The 18,175-nt window shown below is 70.3% G+C and carries 14 protein-coding genes; 3 read left to right on the top strand and 11 right to left on the bottom strand.

The features are described 5' to 3' along the window. The 3 genes from zwf to pgl are packed head-to-tail and all read left to right on the top strand — an operon-like array spanning window position 1 to window position 3,358. A complete protein-coding gene (zwf, locus tag ACWCQK_RS13260) occupies window positions 1–1,530 on the top strand; it encodes a glucose-6-phosphate dehydrogenase (protein ID WP_451155099.1) in 1,530 nt (509 codons plus the stop codon). Beyond that, entirely contained in the window at window positions 1,527–2,579 is a 1,053-nt protein-coding gene (gene opcA / locus ACWCQK_RS13255) for a glucose-6-phosphate dehydrogenase assembly protein OpcA (RefSeq protein ID WP_451155097.1), read from the top strand. Before zwf ends, opcA begins: the two co-directional genes overlap by 4 nt. After that, the gene (pgl, locus tag ACWCQK_RS13250) at window positions 2,576–3,358 is read left to right on the top strand and encodes a 6-phosphogluconolactonase (protein ID WP_451155095.1); all 783 of its coding nucleotides are present in this window, start codon (window positions 2,576–2,578) and stop codon (window positions 3,356–3,358) included. Before opcA ends, pgl begins: the two co-directional genes overlap by 4 nt. A gap of 209 nt (window positions 3,359–3,567) precedes the next feature. Here the strand turns inward: pgl and pgi are convergent, their stop codons facing one another. The 11 genes from pgi to uvrC all read right to left on the bottom strand — a co-directional run bounded on the left by pgi (window position 3,568) and on the right by uvrC (window position 18,156). Continuing rightward, window positions 3,568–5,223: a glucose-6-phosphate isomerase gene (gene pgi / locus ACWCQK_RS13245; protein ID WP_451155093.1), complete on the bottom strand. Its 1,656-nt coding sequence runs from the start codon at window positions 5,221–5,223 to the stop codon at window positions 3,568–3,570. Between the two features lie 214 nt (window positions 5,224–5,437). Then, window positions 5,438–5,725: an RNA polymerase-binding protein RbpA gene (locus ACWCQK_RS13240; protein WP_004002138.1), complete on the bottom strand. Its 288-nt coding sequence runs from the start codon at window positions 5,723–5,725 to the stop codon at window positions 5,438–5,440. 268 nt (window positions 5,726–5,993) lie between these two features. Continuing rightward, window positions 5,994–6,230, bottom strand: a complete 237-nt coding sequence (secG, locus tag ACWCQK_RS13235; protein WP_385783625.1) for a preprotein translocase subunit SecG — start codon at window positions 6,228–6,230, stop codon at window positions 5,994–5,996. Between the two features lie 135 nt (window positions 6,231–6,365). Continuing rightward, entirely contained in the window at window positions 6,366–7,142 is a 777-nt protein-coding gene (tpiA, locus tag ACWCQK_RS13230; RefSeq protein ID WP_451155090.1) for a triose-phosphate isomerase, read from the bottom strand. Window positions 7,143–7,148: 6 nt separating this feature from the next. Next, the gene (locus ACWCQK_RS13225) at window positions 7,149–8,360 is read right to left on the bottom strand and encodes a phosphoglycerate kinase (protein ID WP_451155088.1); all 1,212 of its coding nucleotides are present in this window, start codon (window positions 8,358–8,360) and stop codon (window positions 7,149–7,151) included. A 124-nt stretch (window positions 8,361–8,484) separates the two neighbouring features. Beyond that, window positions 8,485–9,495 carry a type I glyceraldehyde-3-phosphate dehydrogenase gene (gene gap, locus ACWCQK_RS13220; RefSeq protein ID WP_451155086.1) on the bottom strand — a complete coding sequence of 337 codons (1,011 nt, stop codon included), beginning with the start codon at window positions 9,493–9,495 and terminating at the stop codon, window positions 8,485–8,487. A gap of 190 nt (window positions 9,496–9,685) precedes the next feature. Continuing rightward, a complete protein-coding gene (locus tag ACWCQK_RS13215; RefSeq protein ID WP_451155084.1) occupies window positions 9,686–12,643 on the bottom strand; it encodes a M14 family zinc carboxypeptidase in 2,958 nt (985 codons plus the stop codon). A 149-nt stretch (window positions 12,644–12,792) separates the two neighbouring features. After that, a complete protein-coding gene (gene whiA / locus ACWCQK_RS13210) occupies window positions 12,793–13,782 on the bottom strand; it encodes a DNA-binding protein WhiA (RefSeq protein ID WP_351142255.1) in 990 nt (329 codons plus the stop codon). After that, complete coding sequence (locus tag ACWCQK_RS13205; RefSeq protein ID WP_451155081.1) at window positions 13,773–14,840, bottom strand: gluconeogenesis factor YvcK family protein; 1,068 nt, start codon at window positions 14,838–14,840, stop codon at window positions 13,773–13,775. Before ACWCQK_RS13205 ends, whiA begins: the two co-directional genes overlap by 10 nt. Next, window positions 14,837–15,946 carry an RNase adapter RapZ gene (gene rapZ, locus ACWCQK_RS13200; RefSeq protein WP_451155079.1) on the bottom strand — a complete coding sequence of 370 codons (1,110 nt, stop codon included), beginning with the start codon at window positions 15,944–15,946 and terminating at the stop codon, window positions 14,837–14,839. The genes ACWCQK_RS13205 and rapZ overlap by 4 nt, the downstream gene beginning before the upstream one ends. Then, window positions 15,943–18,156 carry an excinuclease ABC subunit UvrC gene (uvrC, locus tag ACWCQK_RS13195; protein WP_451155078.1) on the bottom strand — a complete coding sequence of 738 codons (2,214 nt, stop codon included), beginning with the start codon at window positions 18,154–18,156 and terminating at the stop codon, window positions 15,943–15,945. Before uvrC ends, rapZ begins: the two co-directional genes overlap by 4 nt. Between the last annotated feature and the right edge of the window lie 19 nt (window positions 18,157–18,175).

The raw sequence follows: 18,175 nt of genomic DNA, 5'->3' as shown, positions 1-18,175 counted from the left end.
GTGTCCGGTTCCGGAGCGAACCCGCTGCGTGACCCCGCCGACCGACGGCTCCCGCGTATCGCGGGGCCGTCGGGCCTGGTCATCTTCGGCGTCACCGGCGACCTGTCGCGCAAGAAGCTGATGCCCGCCGTCTACGACCTCGCCAACCGCGGGCTGCTGCCGCCGGGCTTCTCGCTCGTCGGCTTCGCGCGCCGCGAGTGGCAGCACGAGGACTTCGCCGCCGAGGTCCACGACGCCGTCAAGGAGCACGCCCGGACGCCGTTCCGTGAGGAGGTCTGGCAGCAGCTCATCCAGGGGATGCGCTTCGTCCAGGGCACCTTCGACGACGACGACGCCTTCGAGCGGCTGCGCGGCACGATCGAGGAGCTCGACAAGGCGCAGGGGACGGGCGGCAACTTCGCCTTCTACCTCTCCGTGCCGCCGCGCTCCTTCCCGGTGGTCATCCAGCAGCTGAAGAAGCACGGCCTCGCCGACCAGACGGGCGGCTCCTGGCGGCGCGCGGTCATCGAGAAGCCGTTCGGCCACGACCTGAAGTCGGCCGAGGACCTCAACAAGGTCGTGCACGAGGTCTTCGGCTCGGACCAGGTCTTCCGCATCGACCACTACCTGGGCAAGGAGACCGTCCAGAACATCCTGGCGCTGCGGTTCGCCAACACGATGTTCGAGCCGATCTGGAACCGGTCCTTCGTGGACCACGTGCAGATCACCATGGCCGAGGACATCGGCATCGGCGGCCGGGCCGGCTACTACGACGGCATCGGCGCCGCCCGTGACGTCATCCAGAACCACCTTCTCCAGCTCCTGGCCCTGACGGCCATGGAGGAGCCCGCCTCCTTCGACGCGGACGCGCTGGCCGCGGAGAAGACCAAGGTCCTCGGCGCGGTGAGGCTGCCCAGGGACCTGGGCAAGGACACCGTGCGCGGCCAGTACGCGGCCGGCTGGCAGGGCGGCGAGAAGGTCATCGGCTACCTCCAGGAAGACGGTATCGACGCCCAGTCGAAGACCGACACCTATGCCGCGATCAAGGTGGGCATCGACAACCGCCGCTGGGCGGGCGTGCCCTTCTACCTGCGGACCGGCAAGCGCCTGGGCCGCCGCGTCACGGAGATCGCGGTCGTCTTCCAGCGGGCGCCGCACTCCCCCTTCGACACGACGGCCACCGAGGAACTGGGCCAGAACGCGATCGTGATCCGCGTCCAGCCCGACGAGGGCGTCACCGTGCGCTTCGGTTCCAAGGTGCCGGGCACGTCGATGGAGATCCGGGACGTGTCCATGGACTTCGCCTACGGCGAGTCGTTCACGGAGTCCAGCCCGGAGGCGTACGAGCGGCTCATCCTGGACGTCCTGCTCGGCGACTCCAACCTCTTCCCGCGCACCGAGGAGGTCGAGCTCTCCTGGGAGATCCTCGACCCGATCGAGCGGTACTGGGACAAGCACGGCAAGCCGGCCCAGTACCCGGCCGGCACGTGGGGTCCCGTCGAGGCGGACCAGATGCTCGAGCGAGACGGACGGAGCTGGCGCCGGCCATGAAAATAGACCTGACGGACTCCACCGCCAGCAAGATCAACAAGGCGCTGGTCAAGGGCCGCCGCGCCATCGGCACCCCCGCCGTCGGCATGGTGCTCACCCTCGTCATCGTCACCGACGAGGAGAACGCCTACGACGCCCTGAAGGCCGCCAACGACGCGTCGCGCGAGCACCCCTCGCGCACGCTCGTGGTCATCAGGCGGGTCTCCCGCTCGCCCCGCGACCGTACGAAGTCCCGCCTCGACGCCGAGGTGCGGGTGGGCGCGGACGCGGGCACCGGCGAGACGGTCGTCCTGCGTCTGTACGGCGAGGTCGCCGACCACGCCCAGTCGGTGGTGCTGCCGCTGCTGCTGCCGGACGCCCCCGTGGTGGTCTGGTGGCCGGTGAACGCGCCCCTGGACCCGGCGAACGACCCGCTGGGCGCCCTCGCCCAGCGCCGGGTCACCGACACCTACGCCGCCGAGCAGCCGGTGCGGGAGCTGTCGGCCCGCGCCGACACCTACGCGCCCGGCGACACGGACCTGTCGTGGACCCGCATCACGCCCTGGCGTTCGATGCTGGCCGCGGCCCTGGACCAGGTCGTCTGCGAGGTCAAGGCGGTCGAAGTGGAGGGCGAGGAGTTCAACCCGAGCTGCGAGCTGCTCGCCATGTGGCTCGCGGACCGGCTGGACGTCCCGGTCAAGCGCTCGCTGTCGTCGGGCCCCGGCCTGACGGCGGTCCGTATGGACACCGACCACGGCACGATCGCCCTCGACCGCGCGGACGGCTCTCTCGCCACGCTGTCGATCGGCGGCCAGCCGGACCGCGCGGTGGCGCTCAAGCGGCGGGAGACCGCCGAGCTGATCGCGGAGGAGCTGCGCCGGCTCGACCCGGACGACACGTACGCCTCGGCGCTGCGGTTCGGCGTGGACCGGCTGAACGAGTCGTCGCAGGCCACGCCGGAAGCGGCACCGCAAGCGGCGGCGGAGAAGCCCGTAGCCGCTCCCGCCCCCAAGGCGGCCACCCCCGGTAGGGCCCCGGTTCCGGCCCCGCCGAAGAAGGCGGCGAAGTGAACACTCCCCAGCTGGTCGTGCACCACGACAAGGAACTGATGGCACAGGCCGCCGCGGCCCGTCTCATCACGAAGATCGTGGACGCGCAGGCCTCCCGGGGTTCGGCGTCCGTGGTCCTCACGGGCGGCCGCAACGGCAACGGGCTGCTGGCCGCGCTGGCGGCCCAGCCGGCCCGGGACGCCATCGACTGGGGCCATCTCGACCTGTGGTGGGGCGACGAGCGGTTCCTGCCCGAGGGCGACCCCGAGCGCAATGTCACGCAGGCCCGTGAGGCGCTGCTGGACTCCGTGCCGCTGGACCCGAAGCGCGTGCACGCCATGCCCGCGTCGGACGGTCCGCACGGCTCGGACGTGGAAGCGGCGGCGGCCGCCTACGCGGAGGAGCTGGCCCGCGCGGCCGGCCCCGAGAACCACGGCGCGGTGCCGACCTTCGACGTCCTGATGCTGGGCGTCGGCCCGGACACCCATGTGGCGTCGCTCTTCCCGGAGCTGCCCGCCGTACGGGAGACCGAGCGCACGGTGGTCGGCGTGCACGGCGCGCCCAAGCCCCCGCCGACCCGGGTCACCCTCACCCTCCCGGCGATCCGGGCGGCCCGTGAGGTGTGGCTGCTGGCGGCCGGCGAGGACAAGGCGAACGCCGCGGCGATCGCCCTGTCGGGCGCGGGCGAGATCCAGGCCCCGGCGGCCGGCGCGTACGGCCGGCAGCGCACCCTGTGGCTGCTGGACTCGGCGGCGGCCTCCCAGCTGCCGCGCTCCTTGTACCCGCCGGCGTCACCCTGACGGCGGATTCGGTGCCTGGGGACCCGTACGGTCGACGACCGTACGGGTCCCGTCCGTTGTAGGGGTTCCGGTCGTTGTACGAGGTCCGGCCGCTGTAAGGGTTCCGCGCGGACGGGGCGCCGGGCACGGGTTTCATGGCTTCATGGACCGGCCGGGAGCGCACGGGAAGCGGACGGCCCGGGGCCGCCCGCTTCCCGTCACCGCACTGCTCAGTTCCGGCCGCGGAGCTCCCGGTACGTGGCGACCAGGGACTGGGTGGACGCGTCCAGGCCGGGCACGTCCGCGCCCTCGGTCAGGGCCGGTTCGATCCGCTTGGCCAGGACCTTGCCCAGCTCCACGCCCCACTGGTCGAAGGAGTCGATGTTCCACACGGCGCCCTGGACGAACACCTTGTGCTCGTAGAGCGCGATCAGCTGGCCGAGGACCGACGGAGTCAGTTCGCGCGCCAGGATCGTGGTGGTGGGGTGGTCGCCCCGGAACGTCTTGTGCGCGACCAGTTCCTCGGGCACGCCCTCCGCCCGTACCTCTTCGGGCGTCTTGCCGAAGGCCAACGCCTGCGTCTGGGCGAAGAAGTTGGCCATCAGCAGGTCGTGCTGCGCCTTGAGTCCGTCGCTCAGCTCGGCGACCGGCTCGGCGAAGCCGATGAAGTCCGCCGGGATGAGCTTCGTGCCCTGGTGGATCAACTGGTAGTACGCGTGCTGCCCGTTGGTGCCGGGCGTGCCCCACACCACCGGCCCGGTCTGCCACTCGACCTTTCGTCCCTCACGGTCGACGGACTTGCCGTTGGACTCCATGTCCAGCTGCTGGAGGTACGCCGTGAACTTGGAGAGGTAATGCGAGTAGGGCAGCACCGCGTGCGACTGGGCGTCGTGGAAGTTGCCGTACCAGATGCCCAGCAGGCCGAGCAGCAGCGGTGCGTTGGCCTCGGCGGGCGCGGTGCGGAAGTGCTCGTCGACGAGGTGGAAGCCGTCTAGCATCTCGCGGAACCGGTCCGGGCCGATGGCGATCATCAGCGACAGGCCGATCGCCGAGTCGTACGAGTAGCGGCCGCCGACCCAGTCCCAGAACTCGAACATGTTGGCCGTGTCGATGCCGAAGCCGGACACCTTCTCGGCGTTGGTCGACAGCGCCACGAAGTGCTTGGCGACGGCCTCCGGACCGGCGTCCAGGCCGCTCAGCAGCCAGTCGCGGGCCGAGGTGGCGTTGCTGATGGTCTCGATGGTGGTGAACGTCTTCGACGCGATGACGAACAGCGTCTCCGCCGGGTCGAGGTCACGGGTGGCCTCGTGCAGGTCGGCGCCGTCCACGTTGGAGACGAAGCGGACGGTCAGCTCGCGGTCGGTGCAGGCGCGCAGCACCTCGTACGCCATCGCCGGGCCGAGGTCGGAGCCGCCGATGCCGACGTTCACGACGTTCTTGATGCGCTTGCCGGTGTGGCCGGTCCACTCGCCCGAGCGGACCCGGTCCGCGAAGGCGCTCATCTTGTCGAGGACCGCGTGCACGGCGGGCACCACGTTCTCGCCGTCGACCTCGACGACCGCGCCGCGCGGGGCGCGCAGCGCGGTGTGCAGCACCGCCCGGTCCTCGGTCGTGTTGATCTTCTCGCCGCGGAACATGGCGTCCCGCAGTCCGGACACGTCGGTGGCGGCGGCCAGCTCACGCAGCAGCCGCAGCGTCTCGTCGTTGACGAGGTGCTTGGAGTAGTCGATGTACAGGTCGCCGACCTGGAGCGTGTATCCGCTGCCCCGGCCGGGATCGGCGGCGAACAGATCCCGCAGACCCGTGTCGGCGAGCTCCTCGCGGTGCTTGGCCAGAGCGGTCCACTCGGGCGTCTGGTTGAGCCTGGTACGGCCGTCTGCGTTCATATCCGACTTCAGCCTTCTTTCCTGCCTGTCCCTGCTGCGTACCTTGCCCCGCTGCCGCTCCCAACCTAATTGATCAATCGAGCGGCGGCGCAACTACAGGTACGTCCGGCTGACGCGTTGGTGTCAGCCAGGTGATGGAACAGGACGGAGAAGGCATCAGGTCCGGGCGGACACCTCGCGATGTCCGGCCGGAGCCCGGGTCCTTGGACCAGTCCTAGATCTCGCCGCGCAGCTTGGCGAGCGCCTCGGCGAGGATCGCCTCGCCGTCCGCGTCGCTGCGGCGCTCGCGCACGTAGGCGAGGTGCGTCTTGTAGGGCTCGGTGCGCGGGGGGTCCGGGGGGTTGTCCCGGTCCTGGCCGGCCGGGAAGCCGCAGCGCGGGCAGTCCCAGGTATCGGGCACCTGTGCGTCGCTGGCGAAGCTGGGCTGCGTCTCATGCCCGTTGGAGCACCAGAAGGAGATGCGCAGCCGCGGCGCTGACTCGCCGCGCTCGGCCTCGCCCATCGGCCCCGCCCCGACCCGGCTTCCTCGGATCGCGTTGCCACTTGCCACGGTGTAACTCCCTGCGTGATGGTGCCGCGAAGCGAGTCGGCGTTTCGCTTCGCTGCGAGCGCCTCAGTCTACGTAAGGCCCAACGCGCGTCCAGTGCTTGGAGTTACAGCCCCCGTACCTAGACGCAAGCCCCATGATAGGCCGCGCTCAGCTGCGCGTACCGAACATGGGGCCTTACGCGCGAAATGTGCTCGCGCGCGCTTCGTCGGTCAGCTGTCGATCAGCTGTTGCCCTTCATCAGGATGCCGAGCACGATGATCGACGCGAACCACAGCACACCCAGGACCACGGTGATGCGGTCGAGGTTGCGCTCGGCGACCGAGGAGCCGCCGACGGACGACTGCATGCCGCCACCGAACATGTCGGAGAGGCCGCCGCCCTTCCCCTTGTGCATCAGCACGAGCAGCATCAGCAGCAGGCTGAAGACGATCAGGGCGATCGAGAACCCCAAAACCACGGCTGGACCAACTTCCTCGGAACTGGACGGACGAGTGGGGCCGGACTCGGAAGGAGTCCGGCCCCAGCAAGGGTACGACGGATCGCCGCTACCGCATACTCACTGATCGACCCGCTGGTCGACCGGCCGGTCGGCTCACTGGTCGCGGAAGCGGACGATCTTGACGAACTCGTCCACGTCCAGCGAGGCACCGCCGACCAGGGCGCCGTCGATGTCCGCCTTCGCCATGATCTCGGCCACGTTGCCCGACTTCACGGAGCCGCCGTACTGGATGCGGACCTTGTCGGCCAGCTCCTGCGTGTACAGCTCGGCGATCTTGCCTCGGATCGCCGCGCAGACCTCCTGGGCGTCGTCGGCGCCGCAGACCTTGCCGGTGCCGATGGCCCAGACGGGCTCGTAGGCGATCACGACGGACTCGGCCTGCTCGGCCGTGAGGTCCTTCAGACCGCCCTCGACCTGCGCGAGGGTGTGGGAGACGTGGTCGCCCGCCTCGCGGACGTCCAGCTCCTCCCCGACACACAGGATCGGGGTCAGGCCGTGCTTGAAGGCCGTCTTGGCCTTGGCGTTCACGACCTCGTCGGTCTCGTTGTGGTACTGGCGGCGCTCGGAGTGGCCGATGACCACGTACGTGCACTTCAGCTTGGCCAGCATCGCGCCCGAGATCTCGCCGGTGTAGGCACCGGAGTCGTGCGCCGAGAGGTCCTGGGCGCCGTAGTTGATCCTCAGCTTGTCGCCGTCGACCAGCGTCTGCACGGAGCGCAGGTCGGTGAAGGGCGGCAGGACGGTGACCTCGACGGCGTCGTAGTCCTTGTCGGCCAGGGCGAAGGCGAGCTTCTGGACGTGGGCGATGGCCTCGAGGTGGTTGAGGTTCATCTTCCAGTTGCCCGCCATCAGCGGCGTGCGAGTGGTCATACGGGGTCAGTCCTCCAGTGCGGCGAGGCCGGGGAGCGTCTTGCCCTCGAGGTATTCGAGGGAGGCGCCGCCACCGGTCGAGATGTGGCCGAATGCCGACTCGTCGAAACCCAGGATGCGGACGGCCGCGGCGGAGTCGCCACCGCCGACGACCGTGAAGGCCGGGGAGTCGATGAGGGCCTGGGCGACCGCCTTGGTGCCCTCGGCGTAGTCGGGGTGCTCGAAGACGCCCATGGGGCCGTTCCAGAAGACGGTGGCCGCGTCGGCGAGCTTCGAGGCGTACAGCTTGCGGGTCTGCGGACCGATGTCCAGACCCTCCTGGTCGGCCGGGATGGCGTCCGCGGCGACGGTGGTGGGGTGGGCCGGGGCCTTCGTCTTCAGGTCCGGGAACTCCGAGGAGACGAGGACGTCGACCGGCAGCACGAGCTCGACGCCGTTCTTCTCCGCGCGCTCGATGTACTCCTTGACGGCCGGGACCTGGTCCTCCTGGAGGAGGGAGATGCCGACCTCGTGGCCCTGCGCCTTGAGGAAGGTGTAGGCCATGCCACCACCGATGAGCAGCCGGTCGGCCTTGTCGAGCAACTGGTCGATGACGGCGAGCTTGTCGGAGACCTTGGCGCCGCCGAGGGCGACGACGTACGGGCGCTCGACGTCGTCGGTGAGCTTCTGGAGGACGGCGACCTCGTCGGCGATGAGGTAGCCGGCGTAGTGCGGCAGGCGCGCCGGGAGGTCGTACACGGAGGCGTGCTTGCGGTGCACCGCGCCGAAGCCGTCGCCGACGTAGACGTCGGCCAGGGCGGCGAGCCGGTCGGCGAACTCGCCGCGCTCGGTGTCGTCCTTGGCGGTCTCGCCGGGGTTGAAGCGGAGGTTCTCGATGACCGCGACCTGGCCGGGCTGGAGGCCGTCGACCGCGTCGTGGGCGGCGGGGCCGACCGTGTCCTGGGCGAACGCGACCGGCGCGCCCAGGAGTTCGGCGAGCCGCTCGGCGACGGCGAGCAGCGAGAAGGCCGGGTCCGGGGCACCCTTGGGGCGGCCCAGGTGCGAGGCGACGACCACCTTGGCGCCCGCGTCGGCGAGGGCCTTGACGGTGGGCAGGACGGCCCGGATACGGCCGTCGTCGGTGATGAGGCCGTCGGCCATCGGCACGTTGAGGTCGGCGCGGACGAAGACCCGCTTGCCGTCCACTCCGGCGGCGAGGAGTTCGTCGATCGTCTTCATGAAGGGGACTCCCGGGAGGGCTCGTGATCGAAAGTGGGCTGATCTGCACGCGAGTCAGGGCTCGGACAGCGCGTCCTTGCGCTGCCCGAGCCCTGTGCTCACACCGAGGTGCCTGTTTCGGCGATCAGAGCTGGTCGCCGACGAAGACCGTCAGGTCGACGAGGCGGTTGGAGTAGCCCCACTCGTTGTCGTACCAGCCGAGGATCTTCACCGAGTTGCCCTCCTGGACCATGGTCAGGGAGGAGTCGAAGGTGCAGGAGGCCGGGTCGCCGACGATGTCCGAGGAGACGATCGGGTCCTCGGTGTACGCCAGGTAGCCCTTGAGGTCGCCGTCCTCGGAGGCCTTCTTGAACGCGGCGTTGACCTCGTCCTTGGTGACCTCGCGCTGGAGCGTCACGACCAGGTCGGTGGCCGAGCCGGTCGGGACCGGGACGCGCATCGCGATGCCGTCCAGCTTGCCCTTGAGCTGCGGGAGGACCAGAGCGGTGGCCTTCGCGGCACCCGTCGTGGTCGGGATGATGTTCTCGGCGGCGGCGCGGGCGCGGCGCAGGTCCGAGTGCGGGAAGTCCAGGATGCGCTGGTCGTTGGTGTACGCGTGGACCGTCGTCATCAGGCCCTTGACGATGCCGAAGTTCTCGTCGAGAACCTTGGCCATCGGCGCCACACAGTTGGTGGTGCAGGAGGCGTTGGAGATGACGTGGTGCTTGGCCGCGTCGTACTTGTCCTGGTTGACGCCCATCACGATGGTGATGTCCTCGTCCTTGGCCGGAGCCGAGATGAGGACCTTCTTGGCGCCGCCGGCGATGTGCTTCTCGGCGTCGGCCTTCTTCGTGAAGATGCCCGTCGACTCGATGACGATGTCGACGCCCAGCTCGCCCCACGGGATGTCCGCGGGGTTGCGCTCGGACAGGACCTTGATGGTGTGGCCGTCGACCGTGATGGTGTCGGCGGTGTGCGTCACCTCGGCCTTGAGACGGCCCAGAATGGTGTCGTACTTCAGCAGGTGAGCAGTGGTCGCGGTGTCACCCAGGTCGTTGACAGCCACGATCTCGATGTCAGCACCCTGCTCCAGCAGCGCGCGGAAGTAGTTACGACCGATGCGGCCAAAGCCGTTGATGCCTACGCGGATCGTCACGAACCGATCTCCTCGTTGGTACGCCGGTTTCGACACCGGCGATCTGTATGGGATGTCCCCGACCGCCTACGACCCTACCCCCCTGAGGCCCCCGGAGTGACATTGAGATGCCCCATACACGGCGAGGCGGTCCGTACCCACCAGTAGGGGTACGGACCACCCGCTCCGATCATGCAATCGTCACCCGGTGTTACCCGGCGAGTGCCCTGAGCGCCTTGCCGATCAGGGCCGTGCGGTCGGCCGCCGCGGTGACGTGTTCCAGGCCGAAGCCCAGCAGCACCGTGTCGTCCGTGGTGACCGCTCCATAGGTACGGAACAACACACCGGTGCGCGCCCAGTCCTTGAGGACGGCCGGGCTGCCCGCGGGCGGTCCGCCGACCCGCCAGACACCCAGGGACGTCTCGAAGCCCTCGGTCCCGGTGGCCGTACCGCCGACGACGAGAGAGGCCTCGTCGGCGAGGACGCCGTGGCCGCCGCTGCCCGGGTCGGTGACGTAACTGATCGACACCTCGACGGACTTGCCGGCGTACGCGCTCAGGTCGAAGTTCACCTGCTGCCAGCCGTCGGAGGAGCCGGTGAGGGCGTTCCAGGAGCCGCTGGTGCCGGTCGCGGTGCAGTCGCCCGCCGCCAGCGTCAGGTAGTGCCGCAGCCAGGGGTGCTCACCGATGTAGAAGCCGGCTCCGCACTCCGCCGGTACCCCGGTGGAGGTGGCGCCGCCCGCCTCGGGGAGCGTCGTCCAGTCCTCGGCGCCCACGGTGTGCGCCTCGATCAGGGCGTTGTCGTAGCCCGGTTCGGTGTCCCACAGCAGCCGGCTGCTCAGGGTGGGCCGGTCGGCCGCGGTGACCCCGGTGAGGTCGATGGTCCGCGTGAGCCGCTTGTAGGCGTCGTCGGTGTGCACCGCGGCGGCCATGGAGGAGCCCGCGTACGGCCCGTACGGGTTGACGGTGCCGACGAACTGGCCCGCGCCCGCGCTCGCGAACTGCGGGTAGGTCGCGGGGGACAACTCGTCCGAGGTGACGCCGTAGGTGCCCGCCCGGTCCAGCGGGTTGCCGGTCGCGGGGCCGAGCGCGCCGCCGGCGCCGGTCAGGTCGCCGGAGCCGGTGAAGCCGGTGGCGCCGGGGGTCGACGTGCGCGAGTAGGCGCCCAGGTAGTACTGGCTGAAGTCGTTCGACGGGGTCCCGTCGCCGAGGTCGACGCTGCCGCCGGCCAGTTCGCCCGCCTCGATCAGCTTGCCGCCCTCGTTGAGGTAGGCACGCAGCTGGAGCTGGGTGGGGTTGCCCGGGGTCTTCGCGCCCGTGTAGTGCACGACCGTCCGGAAGTGGTCCAGCACGCCGAGCGCGTCGGGCGCGCCCTGGGTGGCGACGTCCCAGACGAGCGCCTTGCGGCCGTTGGCCTTCAGCGCGTCCACGTACGTCTGCGCCTGCGTGGCGGCCGCGCCCTCCTCGGCGACGACGAGCGTGTCGGCCTTGGCCCGCTCGGCCACGGTGTACGTGAAGTGCCCGCTGGAGACCTTCTTGCCGCTCTTCGTCTCGCCGGTGAACCACACCTCGACCCGGTCGCCCGGTGCGCCGTCCCGGACCTTGGCCCGGTACTCGTCGAAGTGGAGGTTGTCCTCACCGCCGTAGGTCTCGCCGCCCCTCCAGGGCCTGAGCGCCTGGTCGCGCGTACGGCCGCCGTTGACGCGGTACTTGAGCTCCTTGTCGCGGATCGCCTTGCGGACGACGACGGAGACCTCCTGGTCGGCCCCTCGCGAGTACGACGTCGGGAACGCGGCCGGGGTGAAGTCGGCGGCGTTCAGGCCGACCGAGGACGACGGCTGGTCGGGGTGCGCGGCGCTCTCGGCGACGGAGAGCGCGAACGGGACGTTCTTGGCGAACTCCTGCTGGATCAGCTTCTCGTCGTCCGGGAAGTTGAAGCCCGACTGGCAGTCGGAGGCGTTCCACGCGTCGGCCGGGTCGAGGTTCGACACGGTCTGGCAGGTCGACATCTCGGGGGTGAACATCGACGTGCCGTTGACGTTGCCGGCGTGACCGTCCGCCTCGCCGTTGGTGGTGTACAGCTCCGAGGCGACCTGCGGGTGGTAGCCGGGGATCGCGGAGTTGTCGGGGGTGCCGGCGAGCGCCTTGTAGAGGACGTCGTCCGGGGTCGGCGTGGCCACCTGCCAGCCGACGCCGTAGAGGATGAGTTCGGCGGCGGAGTGGTAGTTGATGCCGTACGTGAAGTCGATGCGCTTCTCGAACGCGTCCAGTGCCCTGGTCTCGGGCTCGGAGGCCGGGGCCGCGCCGCGGTAGGTCTCGCTGGTCGGGTTGGGGGACGAACCCTCGTCGTCGTAGCCCCACTTGTAGGCGAAGTTGCGGTTGAGGTCGACGCCGTCGCCGGTGCTGATGACGCCGTCGCCGTTGACGTCCCGCAGGTTCTTGCGCCACAGGCGGTTGTCGGTGCTCCGGAAGGTGTAGTCGTAGCCGTCGGGGTTGGCCGACAGGACGAACCACAGCTCGGTGGAGTCGACGATCTTCTTGACCCGCCGGTCGGTCTTGTAGTTGTCCACGTAGTAGTGGAGCAGCCGCCTGGTCATCTCCGGCGTGATCCACTCGCGCGCGTGCTGGTTGGACATGTACAGCACGGAGGGCTTGGAGCCGTCCTTGGACTTCTTGGCGTCCTTGGTCAGCTTGACCGCGAGGATGTCCTGACCCCCGACCGTCTTGCCGATGGAGACGACCTTGGTGAGACCGGGGTTCTCCTGACCGGTCCTGACGATCTCCTCCTTCAGGCCGCCGCTGCCGCTGTACGGGCGGAACACGCCCTCGGCCGCGGCCTCGACGCGGTTCTCGGCCTTGGCCGAGAGGGTGTGCTCGGTGAGGTCGACGCCCTGCTTCTCCAGCTTCTTCGCCTGGTCACCGGTGAGATAGACCTCGACGTCGGTCGTGCCCGTGTCGGGTGCCTGCTCGCCGAGTTCGTGACCGTCCTGTCCGGCGGCCAGCAACAGCGGTATCTGTTGCTTGGTCACTTCGGCGCGGTAGACCTTGACTTCGTCCGGGCCGGACTTCGCCGCCGGACCCGCGGTCCGTGCCTGGGCGATGGGTGCGATGCTCGCTCCGCTGATCAGGAGCGCGCCGACAGCGAGGATCGATCTCGCTCTGTGTCTCATGAACCCCCCTAGCAGTGGTCCGCCACTACGGCGAACACATGCCAGGCTCATGACAGTTCATGATCGAGTCAAGGGTGCGCCAAAGAAGGATAAACGCTGACGCCTACACCCAAGTGGGGGTAGGCGTCAGCGCGTTGGGCGTTCGCGGGTCAGCCGACGAGGTTGTCGGCCAGCTCCTCGGAGATGTTGGCCTCGGTGCCCGGGATGCCGAGGTCGGAGGCCCGCTTGTCGGCCATCGCGAGCAGCCGGCGGATCCGTCCGGCGACCGCGTCCTTGGTCAGCGGCGGGTCGGCGAGCGCGCCGAGCTCCTCCAGCGAGGCCTGCTTGTGCTCCATCCGCAGCCGGCCGGCGGCCGCGAGGTGCTCGGGCACCTCGTCGGCGAGGATCTCCAGCGCGCGCTGCACGCGGGCGCCGGCGGCGACGGCCGCGCGGGCCGAGCGGCGCAGGTTGGCGTCGTCGAAGTTGGCGAGCCGGTTCGCCGTGGCACGCACCTCGCGGCGCATCCGGCGCTCCTCCCAGGCCAGCACGGACTCGTGCGCGCCGAGGCGGGTGAGCAGCGCGCCGATCGCGTCGCCGTCCCGGACGACGACCCGGTCCACCCCGCGGACCTCGCGGGCCTTCGCCGCGATGGACAGCCGGCGGGCCGCGCCGACCAGCGCGAGCGCGGCCTCGGGGCCCGGGCAGGTCACCTCCAGGGAGGAGGAGCGGCCGGGCTCGGTCAGCGAGCCGTGCGCCAGGAACGCGCCGCGCCAGGCCGCCTCCGCGTCACAGGTCGCGCCGGACACCACCTGCGGGGGCAGGCCCCGGATGGGGCGGCCCCGGCCGTCCACGAGACCGGTCTGGCGGGCCAGCTGATCGCCGCCCGCGACCACGCGCACCACATAGCGCGAGCCGCGGCGCAGACCGCCCGGGGCCATCACGATCAGTTCGGAGCTGTGGCCGAAGATCTCCAGGATGTCCCGCTTGAGCCGGCGGGCCGCCATCGCGGTGTCCAGCTCCGCCTCGATCACGATGCGCCCGCTCACCAGGTGGAGGCCGCCGGCGAACCGCAGGATGGCGGAGACCTCCGCCTTTCTGCAGCAGGTCCGGGTGACGGGAAGCCGGGAGATCTCATCCTTCACCGCTGCCGTCATCGCCATGGGCCGATCCTTCCATGCATCCGAAAAATACGGTCGTACGCGGCGGCGAGGAGCTCCGGGTCGTGCCGCGAAGTCCCATCGGCCCGGGCCACCGGCGCCAGCTCGACCGCGGCCCCGAACCGTTTGGCGGCGTCGGTCAGCGAGTCGCGGTCGGGCACGGCGGCCTCGTCGGCCAGCACCACGTCCAGGGCGAGTTTAGGGGCGTGTCGTCCCAAAACCTCCAAATGACGCTGCGGGGAGAAGCCCTCGGTTTCTCCGGGCTGCGGCGCGAGGTTCAGGGAGAGTACCCGGCGGGCCTTGGTCTGCGTGAGCGCGTCCAGGAGTTCCGGCACCAGCAGGTGCGGGATCACCGAGGAGAACCAGGAGCCGGGGCCGAGCACCACCCAGTCCGCGTCCCGGACCGCGGCGACCGCCTCGGGGACGGCCGGCGGGTCGTTCGGCACGAGGTGCACGGACTGCACCTCGCCGGGCGTGAGGGCCACCGTGGCCTGGCCGCGGACGGTGTCGACCTCGTCGGGGCGGTCCGGGTCGTGCCCCTTGACCAGGGCCTGGAGCTCCAGGGGCACGGCGGACATGGGCAGCACGCGCCCGTGCGCGCCGAGCAGCTTGCCGACCAGGTCCAGCGCCTGCACATGGTCGCCGAGCTGTTCCCACAGGGCGACGATCAACAGGTTGCCGACCGCGTGTTCGTGCAGGTCGCCCCGGGACTGGAAGCGGTGCTGGATGACGCGGGCCCAGGTCTGGCCCCAGTCGTCGTCGCCGCACAGCGCGGCCAGCGCCTTGCGCAGGTCGCCGGGCGGCAGGACGCCCAGTTCGTCGCGCAGGCGGCCGCTGGAGCCGCCGTCGTCGGCCACGGTGACGACGGCGGTGAGGTCGCCGGTGATCCGGCGCAGTGCGGCGAGCGAGGCGGACAGGCCCATGCCGCCGCCCAGGGCGACGACCTTGGGCTGGGTGCCCCGGCGGCGTGGCTTGCCGCCTCGGGCCTCGACCGGCCGGCTGACGCGCCCCTCGGGTACCGCCCGGCGCAGTCGGCTCAGTCGCGGAGTGCGTCCCGTCATTCCCGTCCCATGTCCCGGTGCACGACCACCGTCTCCACACTCTCGGCCGCGAGGCGCGCGGCGAGCTTCTCCGACATCGCGACCGAACGGTGCTTGCCGCCCGTACAGCCGACCGCGATGGTCACGTAGCGCTTGCCCTCACGGCGGTAGCCCGCGGCGATCAGCTGGAGGAGCTCCGCGTAGCGGTCGAGGAACTCCTTGGCGCCGGGCTGGTTGAAGACGTACGCCGCGACCTCCTCGTTGAGGCCGGTGAAGGGGCGCAGCTCCGGGACCCAGTGCGGGTTGGGCAGGAAGCGCATGTCCACGACCAGGTCGGCGTCGACCGGGAGGCCGTACTTGAAGCCGAAGGACATGACGGTGGCCCGCAGCTCGGGCTCCTCCTCGCCGGCGAACTGGGCGTCCATCTTGGCGCGCAGCTCGTGCACGTTCAGGCTGGAGGTGTCGATCACCAGGTCGGCGTCGCCGCGCAGTTCGCGCAGCAGTTCCCGCTCGGCGGCGATGCCGTCGACGATCCGGCCGTCGCCCTGGAGGGGGTGCGGGCGGCGCACCGACTCGAAGCGGCGCACCAGGGCGTCGTCGGAGGACTCCAGGAAGACGACCCGGCGTGTGACGCCCCGGGTGTCGAGGTCCGCGAGGGAGTCGCGGAGGTTGTCGAAGAACCGGCGGCCGCGCACGTCGACGACGACCGCGATCCGCGCCACGTTGCCCTGCGAGCGGGCACCGAGCTCCACCATGGTGGGGATCAGGGCCGGCGGAAGGTTGTCGACGACGAACCAGCCGAGGTCCTCCAGACACTTGGCGGCCGTCGAGCGGCCGGCCCCCGACATACCGGAGATGATCACCAGCTCCGGGATGGCCGCGTCGGGGATCCCTGGCGGCGCGCTGTCCGTACTCACCTGTGCTCCGTCTTCCTGGCGTGCGTCCTGCTGGGACGCTTCCTCTGGGGACGCGTCCTGTGGAGGTACGTCCTGCTGGGACGCGTCCTGCTGAGGTGCGTCCTGCTGAGGTGCGTCCTGCTGAGGTGCGTCCTGCCGGGCGGGATTCCCGCCCGCTTCCCTGGGCATGCGATCTCGCTCCGCTGTGGGCTGTGTCTCGTGCTCGGTCACGGTTCCTGCCCCCGTCGTTCGTCCGAGGCGCCCGCGGTCACGGGCTCCCCCGGGGCGCCCGTGGTCGTCTCGGGCGTCCCGACTTCGTCGTCTTCCATGATCTCTCCAGTGGCCGTGTTCACGGCGGGCGCGGCCGGGGCCGCCTGGGCGAGGGTCACGGCGATGGTCTCGGCCGTCTTGCGGCCTATGCCCGGAACCTCGCAGATCTGGTCGATTGTCGCGGATCGCAGCTTCTTCACCGAACCGAAGTGCTTGATCAGTGCCTGCTTGCGTGTCTCTCCGAGGCCCGGTACGTCGTCCAGGGGGCCGGCCCTGAAACGCTTGGCGCGCTTGGTGCGCTGGTAGGTGATCGCGAAGCGGTGGGCCTCGTCGCGGACACGCTGGAGCAGGTACAGGCCCTCGCTCGTGCGGGGCAGGACGACGGGGTCGTCCTGGTCCGGCAACCAGACCTCCTCCAGGCGCTTGGCCAGACCGCAGACGGCGATGTCGTCGATGCCGAGCTCGTCCAGAGCCCGCTTGGCCGCCGCGACCTGCGGCTGACCACCGTCGACGACGACCAGCTGAGGCGGATAGGCGAACCGCTTGGGGCGCCCGTCCTCCTCGGTGAAGCCGTTCACACCCATCGTCCCACCGGTGACCCCGCCGGTCGTACCGCCGCCGGCCTCTTCGGGCGTCCCGGCGGCGACCTCTCCGGTCGTCCCGCCGCCGGCCCCTTCGGGCGTCCCGGTGCCGGTCTCTCCGACGATCCGGCCGAGGGAGTCGCCGTCGGGGCCGCTGCCGGTCTCGCCGTCGGTCCACTCCCCCGTCCGCTCCTTCTCCGCGAGGTAGCGCCGGAACCGGCGGGTGATGACCTCGTGCATGGAGCGGACGTCGTCCTGGCCCTCGAAGCCCTTGATCTGGAAACGGCGGTACTCGCTCTTGCGCTGCAATCCGTCTTCGAAGACGACCATGGAGGCCACCACGTCGTCGCCCTGGAGGTGCGAGATGTCGTAGCACTCGATCCTGAGCGGGGCGCTGTCGAGCTCCAGGGCGTCCGCGATCTCCTCCAGGGCCCGGGAGCGCGTGGTCAGGTCGGAGGCCCGCCTGGTCTTGTGCAGGACGAGCGCCTGCTGAGCGTTGCGCTCCACGGTCTCCATCAGGGCCCGTTTGTCGCCACGCTGCGGGATGCGCAGGGACACGTACGAGCCGCGGCGGCCGGTCAGCCACTCCTGCACGGGCTCCACCGGCTCGGGCAGGGCCGGGACGAGGACCTCCTTGGGGACGGCGTCCCCGGTCTCCTCGCCGTAGAGCTGCTGGAGCGCGTGTTCGACGAGGGCACCGGTGGTGACGTCCTCCACCTTGTCCGTCACCCAGCCGCGCTGGCCGCGCACGCGTCCGCCGCGCACGTGGAAGATCTGGACGGCCGCCTCCAGCTCGTCCTCCGCGACCGCGATCAGGTCGGCGTCGGTCGCGTCGGCGAGCACGACCGCGTTCTTCTCCATGGCCTTCTTCAGGGCCTCGATGTCGTCGCGCAGGCGGGCGGCCCGCTCGTACTCCATCTCCTCGGCCGCCTCCATCATCCGGCTCTCCAGACGGCGGAGGTACGTGCCCGTACGCCCGGTCATGAAGTCGCAGAAGTCCTCGGCGAGTTCGCGGTGCTCCTCGGCCTGGACCCGTCCGACGCAGGGCGCCGAGCACTTGCCGATGTAGCCGAGCAAGCAGGGGCGGCCGGTGCGGGCGGCGTTCTTGAACACACCGGCCGAGCAGGTGCGCACCGGAAAGACCCGCAGCAGCAGGTCGACGGTGTCCCGGATGGCCCACGCGTGCCCGTACGGCCCGAAGTAGCGCACGCCCTTCTTCTTGTGACCGCGCATCACCTGCACGCGCGGGAACTCCTCGTTCATCGTCACCGCGAGATACGGGTAGCTCTTGTCGTCGCGGTACTTGACGTTGAACCGGGGGTCGTACTCCTTGATCCAGGAGTACTCCAGCTGGAGCGCCTCGACCTCCGTGGACACGACTGTCCACTCCACGGACGCGGCGGTCGTCACCATCGTCCGGGTGCGCGGGTGCAGGCCCGCGAGATCCTGGAAGTAGTTCGCCAGGCGCTGGCGCAGGCTCTTCGCCTTCCCGACGTAGATCACCCGGCGGTGCTCGTCACGGAACCTGTACACCCCGGGAGAGTCCGGGATCTGTCCCGGCTTGGGGCGGTAGCTGGAGGGGTCGGCCATGTCTCACACCCTACTGGCG

The organism is Streptomyces sp. NPDC002306, assembly GCF_053593435.1.
The sequence above is the reverse complement of the archived record's forward strand: the minus strand, read 5'-3'. Positions and strand labels throughout refer to the sequence as shown.